This is a genomic window from Acinetobacter legionensis (assembly GCF_048551735.1).
GTDB lineage: Bacteria > Pseudomonadota > Gammaproteobacteria > Pseudomonadales > Moraxellaceae > Acinetobacter.
Genome location: NZ_JBIMBV010000036.1, coordinates 1 through 12,147 on the forward strand (window position 1 = coordinate 1; position 12,147 = coordinate 12,147).

The window sequence follows — 12,147 nt, forward strand, 5'->3', positions numbered from 1 at the left end:
CCCGAACTCAGAAGTGAAACCTCTTAGCGCTGATGGTAGTGTGGGGTTACCCATGTGAGAGTAAGTCATCGCCAGCTTTTAAATCTAAAACACCCCGTTCTCTAGCGAGAACGGGGTGTTTTTTTATGCGCAGTGCTTATTATCGGAATGAAAGAGATCTAGTCATATTAAGTAAATTGATCACTGATTAAGCTTATGTATTGATGAAACTGAACTCATGTTCTGTATACCTCATTATGTTCATTATTGAAGTGGAGATATAGAAAGATTCGAGCTATTGAATCAGTGGTTCCTTTATGCTAAAAATTAAAGTATTACGATAAAAACAGTTAATAATATGTTGATTTTCCAGTTTTTCTTTACAGATTATGATGGTGATGAAGTTTTACCCGCTCAAGATCAGTACGCATCTATCGATGAAATCATAGAAATCATGCAATCTGTCTTAATCAGGCCAGAAAACTTTTTAGGAATTGTTGATAAAAATGATCGTACTTTACAGTTTATGGTCAATGATGATTATTCATTAGATGCAGACATTCCTGTTCCTACTCAAAAAGGTTCTTATACAAAAACAATAGGTTTGCATGAAGCGATTAAACTGGTTCAAAAACAAACTGAACTGATTCAAATTGATGTTATTGAAGGGATGGTTTTTATGAAGTGGTAAGTGTTTTACTTTAATTGCTTTTAGTCTATCCAAAATAAAAAACCTCAGACATCCATGCCTGAGGTTTTTTGTATTGGTTCTAAGATATAACTCCTGTAGTACCTTTCGCTATCCTGGATTATCATCCTATCTTATTCTTGTTTTTAATGGAAACTTCCTGTTTCCTGATGTGTTTATAATATTAAAATTTAGTTGTTCTGCCTATACGCATAATTCGGCAGACCATGTAAGAAAAAGCTTACATGATCATAAAAGGATAGTTTCTATTAAAAATGTGCATTTAAACCAATATAAGGTCCTTTAAAATCAAACTTCATATCGCGGTTATCTAAATCACTGAGTTCAATATTTAAAATACGGTAACCCACTTTTGCACCAAGATCTAAAACTATAGACTTTACAAAGTCATATTGAATTTCAGCCTGAGCGTCTGTGATTTTTACATCATTGACATTGGTATAAGTCGCTTCAGCTTTTGCACTTAAACCTGTAAACGGTAGTTTTGCGCCGGCCTCTGCATAAAGGATTGGAGCATATTCATCAACATCAACATTTTGTGAAAACTGTTTTACAGTACCATTGAGCTTAGTTGCCCCTACACCGACATCAGCTTTTACAATGTTGTCTAAGATTTCATAGTAAAGAATAAGATCTGTATGGTCTAAATCAATTTTAGTTTTAGCAAACTCATTATTAGACTCAGTTTCCGTATCTAACTTGGTATATTTTAATTTTACATTGGGAAGGATTGGAATAGGGTGCTCAAAAGCAACAGAGGCTTGAATCGTACCTTTAGTATCTAAATCATGTTCTGCGTTTAGCCCAGCATAAGGATCTGATAATAAATCATCTGAACCAGTGTTATTAGATAAACCAGATTTATGATTGATTTGAGAAGTTCCACCAAGACTCCAATAACTGATATCACCTTTTAAACCAATAAAATCAGCTTGAGCAAATGAACTTAGACCTAATACAGCGATAAATAAGGGTAATTGAATAGATTTCATATGTCCTTCTTGATGAAATGTTTTTTCATCCTATTTTTTGTTACTTAAATACATTTCAATACTGTATCAACAGAAGGCATGATATAGGGGTTTATCAAATTTTGCATTATTAAAAAGATTAAATCGAGGGTGTAGGATGAGTGATTCTATTGATCAAGCAATGATTGAATTCCCCCTTTATGTCGCCAATAAAGCGATCAAATCAGGGCAATGGCTCGAAGTTCATGATAAATTTTCGGGGGAAATTTATGCAAAAGTCGCTTTAGCAGATGCAAAAACTTTAGAAAAAGCCATCAGTGCAGCCGTGAAAGCTGAAAAAGAAATGGCCGCTTTAAAGCCATTTCAGAAGCAAAAAATACTCTTACATTGTGTTAAACGCTTTAAAGAAATACGTGAAGAATTAATACAAATTTTAATTATCGAAGGTGGAAAGCCTAAACTTGCAGCAGCAGCTGAGGTTGAAAGGTTGATTAATACTTTCCAACTAGCGGCAGATGCTGTCTCCACACTCAATAATGGTCATCTAATGCCTTTGGCTGTTACCGCTGCGGCCTCTGCATATCGGGGAATGGTACAACATGTTCCGATTGGTGCAGTATCTCTGATCAGTCCGTTTAATTTTCCTTTGAATTTAACAGCGCATAAAATTGCACCAGCAATTGCAGCGGGTTGTCCATTTGTATTGAAACCAGCAAGTTTGACACCAATTTCCGCATTAAAAATCGCAGAAATTTTGGCTGAAACAGATTTACCAAAAGGCGCATTTTCAATTTTGCCTTGTCCACGAGAACATGCTGATGTGTTAGTGACGGATGATCGTTTTAAGCTACTCAGCTTTACCGGTTCTGATCAAGTGGGTTGGGATATGAAAGCACGTGCTGGTCGAAAAAAAGTAACCCTCGAATTGGGTGGTAATGCAGCGGTTTTAATTGAACCTGATACAGAAATAAGTGATGCGTTGATTGATCGAGTGATTGGTGGTGCATATGGACATGCGGGGCAGGTGTGTATTAGTGTGCAACGAATTTTAGTACATGCTGATATTTATATAGAATTTAGAAAAAAAATCTTAGCTAAGTTGAAAAAAGTATCTGCGGCAGATCCAGATGTAGAAACCACGATAGTGGGTCCAATGATCAAAGAAGCAGAAGCGATTCGTTTAAAAAAATGGGTAGATAAAGCAGAGAAAAAGGGTGCGAAAATCTTAATTGGTGGCACGTTAAAAGGCGTTTTATTCGAGCCAACTTTACTTGAGAATGTCGATGAATCTCTGGAAATTTATCAAAATGAAGCATTTGGCCCTGTGGCAATTTTAGAGAAATACAAAACCTTTGAGAAAGGGATCGAAGTAATTAACCAAGGTCGCTTTGGTTTACAAGCTGGTGTATATACTCAAAATCTCAATAAAATGCTCTATGCATGGGATCATCTACATGTGGGCGGAGTAATTATCAATGATATACCAACTTTCAGAGTTGATAATATGCCTTATGGTGGCGTGAAAGATTCGGGTTTAGGTCGTGAAGGGATTCAGTCTGCAATTCGTGATATGCAAGAAGAACGCTTACTTGTAATCAAACAATAAGTTGATATTCTAAGGGGCTACGGCTCCTTATTTCCTTTGAATTTTATATAGAGTTAAAATGACAATAAAATTTTTCAATTCATTATTTTTAATGGTTTTGCTTTCCTTACTGAGTGTGCAAATTTGGGCATTTCAATCTGAAAAACTGGTAAATGATGCACGTTCTCAGATTTGGAAAACACTTTATTATGATCCTGCTTATACTCAATTGTCTTATCCAATGGGGGATGTTCCATTGGTCAAAGGGGTCTGTACAGACGTGGTCATTCGTGCATTACGTCATCAAGAAATAGATCTACAACAGCGTATTCATGAAGATATGAAAGCCAATTTTAGAAAATATCCACAAAAATGGGGCTTAAAAGCAACTGATCGAAATATTGATCATCGTCGGGTTCCAAATATTATGACCTATTTTCAGCGTCAAGGTTATCAAGTGAGTGATCAAAAATATCAAGCAGGCGATATTGTGGCATGGGATTTAGGTAAAGGTTTAACCCATATTGGTATCATTTCCAATAAAACCACAATGCTGTCAAAAACACCTTTGGTCATTCATAACATCGGTTACGGAACACGTGAAAATGATATTTTGCATGCATATAAAATTATTGGGCATTATCGTTTACCCAAGAATGTTAATTAGAAATAGGTAATTTTAAGCAATGATCAATCAAAATAGCTAAAAATTAACCATGTGTGATGAAAAGTAAAAAAAACATGGGAAAATGGACACAAATTACAGAAAAAGCGCTGCAAAACGAGTATTGTTACCACATTAAACAGTAATTTTTGTTGATGTACTTTAACCGAGAAGTTTGCAAAGTTACTGGTTTGAAATAATAACAAAGGACCCAAAAGGTGCTGTTTTATTCAAACAACAAAATTTAAAATTGGTACTTCTTTTGCTCGCAGATCACAATGAAAAAAAGCAGCATTTGAGGACATCTACAGAATTAGGTGTTTTATGACAGAATCTCGTGAAAACTGGACATCACGATCAGGTTTTATTATCGCAGCTGTTGGATCGGCTGTCGGTTTAGGTAATATTTGGCGCTTTCCTTACATTGCCTATGAAAATGGTGGCGGCGCTTTTTTAATTCCATATTTAATTGCACTTATCACAGCAGGTTTGCCGCTATTATTTTTAGACTATGCGACAGGGCATAAAAGTAATACCTCACCTCCTAAAGCATATCGTGCTTTATTTAAAGGTGGGGAAACTTTAGGATGGTGGCAAGTCTGTGTCTGTATCATTATTGGTTTGTACTATGCCAGCGTACTGACTTGGGCAGGCAGTTATGTTTACTTTTCTGTAGGTCAATTGTGGGGCAGTGATCCTGAAAACTTCTTCTTCAATACCTATTTACAAACCTCAAAATCAACAAGTTTTGATTTTCAGTTTGTTGGTCATTTATTTTGGCCAATTGTGGGAATTTGGGCATTAACGCTGATCATCTTATTTGGTGGTGTGAAAAAAGGGGTTGAATTATCCAATAAAATTTTCATGCCTTTATTGTTTATTCTATTCACTATTCTTGTTATTCAAGCTTTGCGTTTACCTGGAGCGGTCCAAGGTTTAAATGCTTTCTTTACACCGAACTGGGCTGCAATGTGGGATTATAAAGTATGGCTTGCAGCATATGGCCATACTTTCTTTTCACTCTCTGTTGGTTTTGGGATTATGGTGACTTATGCCTCGTATCTTAAACCAAAAACCAATTTAACAGGCTCAGGTCTCATCGTTGGTTTTGCTAATGCTTCTACTGAAATTCTTGCGGGTATTGGTATCTTCGCTGCATTGGGGTTTATGGCTTTTTCAGCAGGGAAACCTGTAGATCAAGTGGTCAGCGGTGGTATTGGTTTGGCCTTCATTGCTTTCCCTAAAATCATTTCTAGTTTAGGTGCGGGTGCGGATTTATTCGGTTTACTATTCTTCTCTTCATTATTTGTTGCTGGTATTTCTTCAATGGTGAGTATCCTTGAAGTACCGATTGCAGCGATGCAAGACAAGTTAAAATGGGGACGAAAAAAAGCCGTAAGCATTATTGGTGGGGGCAGTGCACTGGTTTCAATTTTCTTATTCTCTAGTGTGAATTCGATTAAACTGGTGGATATCGTCGATCACTTTATCAATAATATTGGGATTATTGGCGGTGCATTATTGTCAATTATTTCAATAGCATGGTTTAAACGTTCAGCATTGATGGAACTACGTGATCACGTGAATCGTATTTCAACTGTTCAACTGGGTAAAGGTTGGGATTTCACTTTAACCGTAATCACTTCTTTAATTTTGCTGGTCACTTTATGTATGACCGTTTTTAGCTTGATTAAAAATGGATACGATACCTATAGTTCAAGTATGTTGATGTTCTTTGGTTGGGGCAGTGTGATTTTCTGTGCTGTTATTGCTTTAATCCTTAGCAAAATGAAAGATCGATAGGAGCGTCAAAATGAATACTTCTGCAATCGTGATGATGATTATTTCAATGGTGTTTTTATGGGGTGGGTTGATTTTATCGATCCTACATTTGATGAAAAATCCTGAAGAATTGGATGAAGTTCTGGAAGAAGTCAAAGACCATCATACGCTTTAAACTTGAGTCAAAAAAAGCAGGCTAATTAGCCTGCTTTTTTAATGCGTTTTTTTAAGCGGTTTTCTGAATTCTGCAATAATAGAAACCATCACCATGATGCGCTTCAGGTAACAATTGACGACCGTGAATTTGTTCTATTCCCCAGTTTGCATCAATCTTGATTTCCTCAGCATCTGCATGTTCAGCAAAAAACTCGACCATCTGCTGTTCATTTTCAACTTTCAGAATTGAGCATGTAATATAAAGTAGTGTTCCACCAACTTTAAGCTGCTGCCACATATGCTTTAAAATTTGCTTTTGCAGATCGACCACTTGCTGAATATCTGTAGATTGACGCAATAACCGGATATCAGGATGACGACGCATAACACCAATAGCAGAACAAGGTGCATCCAATACGATGCAATCGACCAACTCTTTAGGCACCCATGTTGTAGCATCTGCTGTGATGATTTCAACTGTTGCATCAACATTTAATTCAAGGCGTTCCAAGTTTTCTGAAACACGCAATAATCGTTTAGCATCATGATCAAGCGCGATTAATTTTTTAGGATTGAAACGTTCTAAGATATGAGCTGCTTTACCACCCGGTGCTGCACAAGCATCGATAATGACTTTGTCATCTAAGTTGGGTAACAGTGTTGCACACAATTGAGCATGTTCATCTTGAACAGAAAATCCGCCTTCTTCAAAGCCAGGTAAATGAGTAATGTTGCCGGTTTGCTCCAGAACTATACCAACATCTGAAAGTGTACAAGGGCGAGCATCAATCTGTTCTTCATCTAAAATATCAAGATATTCATCACGACTAATTTGACGTTCATTGACACGAAGCGTTAGTGGAGCAACTTGTTTTAAATTTTGACAGATTTCAGGAAACTGATCGGCCCAATCTTTTTTTAGTCGTTTGAATAGCCAGCTTGGTAAACCATGGGTATTATTCAAAGCCGTTTGAAACTCTGTTGTTTCACGTGAAACACGACGAAGGATGGCATTGACCAAACCACTCATCGGTTCAAAACCTAATTGCTTAGCAGCATTTACCGTTTCTGAAATCGCCGCATGTGCAGGAATACGGGTGCATAAAATCTGGTATAAACCCAAATATAAGCAACTTTCTAGTGCTTCATTTTCTAATGGTTTTGTGAGCAAGGGTAAGGTAATTGCTTTTAAAGAATACCACTGACGTAGACAGCCCAAAGTAAGCTCATGGTATAAACCACGATCACGTTCAGAAACAATATTGATATGTTGGTTTAAAACGGAAGCCAAAGACTGTCCATTTTGAACAGCTAAAAGTGTTTTAACCACTTGTGCGCGCAAATTCAAATTTTTTGCAGATGATTGAATTTGGCTCATGCGAATATATTTCCTACTGAAAGTTTATGGCTTTGTATAATTTGTACAGGGTTAATGGCTTTGCCACCTGGCCATTGTAGGCTAGTCAGACAAATCACACCATCTCCACACAGTACATGTACACCTTGTTTGTTCATTTCGATAATGGTTCCGGGTACTTCGCCATTGGCTGTAAGATCTGAAATTTGAGAATCCCATACACGTAAATTATTGGTTTCATCTATTGGTGTAAATGCGACTGGCCAAGGATTGAATGCCCGAATATTGCGATCAAGTTCAACTGCTGATTTAGTCCAGTCAATTTGCGCTTCAGCTTTTGTGAGTTTATGTGCATATACCGTAAATTGTTCATCTTGAACTTCACGTGCATCTAAATATTGTTGTAGCTTTTGTTCTGATTCTAATACAACACAAATTGCTTCAGCACCTTGAATCGCAAGTTTGTCATATAAAGTCGCTGAGGTTTCTTGTGCTGTGATTGGGCAAACTGTTTTGAAGATCATATCACCTGTATCTAAACCAGCCGCCATTTTCATGATCGTTACCCCTGTTTCAGTATCACCTGTTGCAATGGCACGCTGAATCGGAGCGGCACCACGCCAACGTGGTAGCAAAGAACCATGAATATTTAAACAACCATAGCGCGGTGTATCTAATACGGTTTGGGGCAAAATTAAACCATAAGCCGCAACTACCATTACATCTGCACCCAAAGCTGCTAATTCTTGTTGAGCGGCTAAGCCTTCGTCTGTCGATGCTTTGAAATGAAGTGGCTGATAGACGGGTAGGTTGTTTGCCAGCGCAAGTTGTTTCACGGCTGAAGCTGTCATTTTTTGTCCACGACCTGATTTGCGGTCGGGTTGAGTATACACAGCGACGATTTCGTGATCAGTTTCAATGAGTGCTGCTAAAGCAGAAGCTGCAAATTCGGGTGTACCTGCAAAAATGATCTTCAAAAGTTATGCTCAGATTAAATTTTAAATTGAATTATAGCAAACCTGATTATGCGGTGGCGTTTTCAAATGAAAATACGGGTTTTTCTATGTAAAAAATAAAATACGATCAATTGTATATTTTGTTCTGATCACTTATCTAATTTCAAAATAGCCAGCAACCGTTTTTAAAATAAATATCACTTTTTTATATAAAAATTTTCACCTTAAATTGATAGAAAAAGGTCTTATTTTTAACTTAATCTAAATAAAGAGAGTATTTAGAGATTGAAACGAGAATTATTGTGACATATTTCACAGTAAAAATTGTTAACTGGATGAGAATAGGCAGTTAATCAGAATTTAACAATGTGTCAAATGTAAACTAAGTCTCGCATTGTTTTGATAAATGTGACAAATTTTGTCACATGGTCAATTTAAGAACAATATGTATTTAATAAATCTTAATGTTTTTTTGTAATAAAATAAACTATTGATTTGTATAGTTAAAAATAAATGTATAGATTTTTTTGTTTTTTTGTAAAAGTTTAGACCGGTTGTTTAAAAAAATAAAAAAAGTGAAATATATCTCATTTTTTCTATTGATTTAAATGTATGTAAATTGTTAAATAAAAAAAATTGTACATTTTATATGCATTGTCGGGGCGGGACCAGCTGCTGTAATGCATCCCCTAAAGGAAAAGTAATATGAATAAGATCTACAAAGTGATTTGGAATGCGACATTGTCTGCGTGGGTTGCAGTTTCTGAATTGGCAAAAGGGAAAACCAAGTCTTCAAAAGTAACTGGGATTATTGGTGCAGCAACAGTTAGTTTGATGATAACCTTTTCCTCTAATGTAACTGCAAATGTTATTAATACAGATTCAAGTACTTGTACCACTGGAGCTACTGGAGTTGTTGGAAATATAAATCCAGGAGCGACTAATTCACAGGCAACGGATGGTTCAGGTACCTTTTCTTTGATTTCAGGATGTAATGCTAAAGGAAATAATAATCTTGCAGCAACTGCATATGGAGCATTTTCAGAAGTTACGGGTGTTGCTGGTACAGCTGTGGGTCATAATAGTCAAGCCAATGCTTTTGGTACGGCTTTAGGGGTTGAGAGTCGAGCGACTGGTGTTGGTAGTACTGCACTTGGTGAAGGCAGTCAGTCAACAGGACAAAATGCTGTAGCATTAGGTGGAACAGCTACTGGGTCTGCTTCTGGAAATGTTTTACCAATTGCAAATGCAGTTACGGCTTCTGGCAGTGGTTCGGTTGCTATTGGTGGTAATACGATTAGAGGCGCACAGTCGACCGGTACGGATAGTATTGCGATTGGTGGCCAATCTAGGGCAACTAATACTGGGACAATTGCGATTGGTAAAAATGCTTTTACAGGCGCTGTTGGTACTGAATCTCTGAATAATATTGCGATTGGTACAAATGCGAGTAATAGTAATATTGCTAGTAGCAATCCAGCAGGAACTGGAGGGCAGATTGCTTTAGGTAATGGTGCAAAAACAACTACATTCGCACAAATCGCAATTGGTGATAATTCTAATGCGGGTGGTAATAATTATGCAATTGCGATCGGTGGAGGAGCAACAGTAACTGCAAATAGTGGTGTTGCAGTTGGTGGTGTGGCTATGGGAAGAAATACCCAAGCAGGTTCTTTTGCTGTAGGTGTGGGTCCAGGTGCTCAAGCCACAGGAGCTAATTCGACCGCACTTGGTAATGCTGCAACTGCAAATAACACAAATAGTACAGCATTGGGGAATGGTGCTCAAGCCACAGGAGCTAACTCGACTGCACTCGGTACTTCTGCTATAGCTAGTATTGATAATAGTGTTGCTTTGGGTAATGGCTCTACAACGACAGCTATTACTGGAACAGGATTTTTAACATCACAAGCTGCTCCTACTGTTGGAGCGGTATCTGTTGGTAATGGAACTGTAACAGGCAACCGTCGTATTCAGAATGTGGCTGATGGTTCTGCTGCATCTGATGCAGTTACAGTCGCACAATTAGATAAAGCATATGATGATACACATACAAATCTGAAAAATGTTCTAGGTGGAAATGCTGCTTATGATCCTGTAACGAATACTTACACAGCACCTACTAATATTGGTGGAACGGGTAAAACGACTATTGATGATGCGATTAAAGCATCAAAAAGAACAGTAATAAGTGGTAGCAATATAGTCGTTACTCCTACAACAGCAGCGGATGGTTCAATAACTTATTCAGTTGCTACAAGTGCAACACCTACGTTTACAAGTGTTACAGTTAACAATGCACCAACAGTTGGCACAGATGCGACCAATAAAACCTATGTTGACTCTAAAGCTGCGGCATCAAAAACTGAAGTTGCTGGTGGAACCAATATAGCAGGTGTCGCAAAAACTACAGGTGCAAATGGTCAAGATGTTTATACGGTTAATGCTAATGGTAGCACCGCATCAGCAGGTTCATCAGCTGTCACAGTGACTGCGGGAACTAAAGATGCAAACAACGTTACTGACTATAAAGTAGATCTTGCAGCAAGCACTAAAACAGATATTCAAAAAGGTGTAGATGCGAAGACAGCAGTTGATAATACTGGCTTAACCTTTAAAGGTGATACCACAGCGACAAGTGCTACAAAGAAATTAGGTGATACGGTTTCCATCACTGGTGACACTAATATTAGTACAGTCGCGACAGCGAATGGCGTACAAGTTAAGTTAAATCCAAACTTAGACTTAGGTACAACAGGTAGCGTTAAAACGGGTAATACCACTATTAATAATGCAGGTGTAACAGCTGACCAAGTTACGGTTGGCGGCGTTGTTATCAATAAAACAACAGGTATTAATGCAGGTGGGTTAGCGATTACAAATGTTGCTGCGCCAACAAATAATACAGATGCAGCCAATAAAAAGTATGTAGATGATGCTGGTTCAACATTGACGAACTTGGGCTTTGGTTTAAAAGCGCAGGACGGCACTACTGTTAACAAGAAGTTAGGTGAAGCGGTTGAAGTTGTAGGTTCAAACAGCAATATCACGACTAAAGTAAATGCAGGTAAAGTGGAAGTTGCGTTATCGAATGCATTGGACTTAGGTACAACAGGCAGTGTTACTACAGGTGCAACTGTTATTAACAATGCAGGAATTACTGCAGCTCAAGTCACAGCAGATAAAGTAACAGTCAACAATGCACCAACAGCTGGTACAGATGCGACCAATAAAACCTATGTTGATTCTAAAGCTGCGGCATCAAAAACTGAAGTTGCAGGTGGAACCAATATAGCGGGAGTAGCAAAAACTACTGGTGCAAATGGTCAAGATGTTTATACTGTTAATGCCAATGGTACCACCGCATCAGCAGGTTCATCAGCTGTAACGGTAACTGCTGGAACTAAAGATGCGAACAATGTTACTGACTATAAAGTTGACCTTGCAGCAAGCACCAAAACAGATATTCAGAAAGGTGTAGATGCGAAGACAGCGGTTGATAATACCGGTTTAACCTTTAAAGGTGATACTGCAGCGACCAGCGCTACGAAGAAATTAGGTGATACGGTTTCTATCACTGGCGACACCAATATTAGTACAGTTGCGACTACAGATGGCGTACAGGTTAAGTTAAATCCAAACCTAGACTTAGGTGCAGCTGGTAGTGTCACGACAGGCAATACAAAGTTAGATAATAGTGGATTGACGATTACAGGTGGTCCAAGCATTACAAGCACTGGTATTAATGCAGCTAACACGAATATCAGTAATGTTGCTGATGCAACTACCGATGATCAAGCAGTGAACAAAGGTCAGTTAGATGCAGCGACGACAGCGTCAAGCACAAAGACAGATACTTTGGGTACGAGCACAGCGACGAACTTGGGTGGAGGGTCAACTTATGACAACACGACAGGTGCGATCAGTGCGCCAAGCTATGTGACTACAAAAACAGATGGTACGACCACCACAGCGAACAATGTGGGTG

The 12,147-nt window shown here is 38.1% G+C and carries 9 protein-coding genes and 1 rRNA gene; 7 read left to right on the top strand and 3 right to left on the bottom strand.

What is annotated here, in order from left to right; translation table 11 throughout:
• Both rrf and ACG9ZL_RS20305 read left to right on the top strand, forming a co-directional pair.
• Nucleotides 1–77 (top strand): 5S ribosomal RNA (gene rrf, locus ACG9ZL_RS21330); the annotation flags it as partial.
• Nucleotides 78–337: 260 nt separating this feature from the next.
• Nucleotides 338–670, top strand: coding sequence for a hypothetical protein (locus ACG9ZL_RS20305; RefSeq protein WP_419361614.1), 333 nt, complete (start codon nucleotides 338–340; stop codon nucleotides 668–670).
• 266 nt (nucleotides 671–936) lie between these two features.
• Here ACG9ZL_RS20305 and ACG9ZL_RS20310 read toward each other — a convergent pair whose 3' ends face one another.
• Nucleotides 937–1,680, bottom strand: coding sequence for a TIGR04219 family outer membrane beta-barrel protein (locus ACG9ZL_RS20310; RefSeq protein WP_419329252.1), 744 nt, complete (start codon nucleotides 1,678–1,680; stop codon nucleotides 937–939).
• Between the two features lie 136 nt (nucleotides 1,681–1,816).
• On the opposite strand from ACG9ZL_RS20310, the gene ACG9ZL_RS20315 reads away from it, so the two are divergent.
• The 4 genes from ACG9ZL_RS20315 to ACG9ZL_RS20330 all read left to right on the top strand — a co-directional run bounded on the left by ACG9ZL_RS20315 (nucleotide 1,817) and on the right by ACG9ZL_RS20330 (nucleotide 5,865).
• The gene (locus ACG9ZL_RS20315; RefSeq protein WP_419361617.1) at nucleotides 1,817–3,265 is read left to right on the top strand and encodes an aldehyde dehydrogenase family protein; all 1,449 of its coding nucleotides are present in this window, start codon (nucleotides 1,817–1,819) and stop codon (nucleotides 3,263–3,265) included.
• A 58-nt stretch (nucleotides 3,266–3,323) separates the two neighbouring features.
• Nucleotides 3,324–3,911 (top strand): DUF1287 domain-containing protein, encoded by a 588-nt coding sequence (locus tag ACG9ZL_RS20320; RefSeq protein ID WP_419329254.1) that lies wholly within the window; start codon nucleotides 3,324–3,326, stop codon nucleotides 3,909–3,911.
• A gap of 321 nt (nucleotides 3,912–4,232) precedes the next feature.
• A complete protein-coding gene (locus ACG9ZL_RS20325; protein ID WP_336954813.1) occupies nucleotides 4,233–5,711 on the top strand; it encodes a sodium-dependent transporter in 1,479 nt (492 codons plus the stop codon).
• A 10-nt stretch (nucleotides 5,712–5,721) separates the two neighbouring features.
• Nucleotides 5,722–5,865, top strand: coding sequence for a methionine/alanine import family NSS transporter small subunit (locus ACG9ZL_RS20330; protein ID WP_004718897.1), 144 nt, complete (start codon nucleotides 5,722–5,724; stop codon nucleotides 5,863–5,865).
• A gap of 51 nt (nucleotides 5,866–5,916) precedes the next feature.
• Here ACG9ZL_RS20330 and rsmB read toward each other — a convergent pair whose 3' ends face one another.
• On the bottom strand, nucleotides 5,917–7,224 hold the full coding sequence (gene rsmB, locus ACG9ZL_RS20335; RefSeq protein WP_419361619.1) for a 16S rRNA (cytosine(967)-C(5))-methyltransferase RsmB: 1,308 nt from the start codon (nucleotides 7,222–7,224) through the stop codon (nucleotides 5,917–5,919).
• Nucleotides 7,221–8,180, bottom strand: a complete 960-nt coding sequence (gene fmt, locus ACG9ZL_RS20340; protein WP_419361622.1) for a methionyl-tRNA formyltransferase — start codon at nucleotides 8,178–8,180, stop codon at nucleotides 7,221–7,223. Before fmt ends, rsmB begins: the two co-directional genes overlap by 4 nt.
• Nucleotides 8,181–8,864: 684 nt before the next feature.
• Here fmt and ACG9ZL_RS20345 point away from each other — a divergent pair.
• The coding region (locus ACG9ZL_RS20345) for an ESPR-type extended signal peptide-containing protein (protein WP_419361625.1) at nucleotides 8,865–12,147 on the top strand (3,283 nt) is incomplete at its 3' end.

Bases quoted from the DNA above. Each gene is read 5' to 3' on its own strand.
- ACG9ZL_RS20315 (WP_419361617.1), top strand. From the start codon at position 1,817: ATGAGTGATTCTATTGATCAAGCAATGATTGAATTCCCCCTTTATGTC.
- ACG9ZL_RS20325 (WP_336954813.1), top strand. From the start codon at position 4,233: ATGACAGAATCTCGTGAAAACTGGACATCACGATCAGGTTTTATTATC.
- ACG9ZL_RS20310 (WP_419329252.1), bottom strand. From the start codon at position 1,680: ATGAAATCTATTCAATTACCCTTATTTATCGCTGTATTAGGTCTAAGT.
- ACG9ZL_RS20330 (WP_004718897.1), top strand. From the start codon at position 5,722: ATGAATACTTCTGCAATCGTGATGATGATTATTTCAATGGTGTTTTTA.
- ACG9ZL_RS20305 (WP_419361614.1), top strand. From the start codon at position 338: ATGTTGATTTTCCAGTTTTTCTTTACAGATTATGATGGTGATGAAGTT.
- ACG9ZL_RS20320 (WP_419329254.1), top strand. From the start codon at position 3,324: ATGACAATAAAATTTTTCAATTCATTATTTTTAATGGTTTTGCTTTCC.
- rsmB (WP_419361619.1), bottom strand. From the start codon at position 7,224: ATGAGCCAAATTCAATCATCTGCAAAAAATTTGAATTTGCGCGCACAA.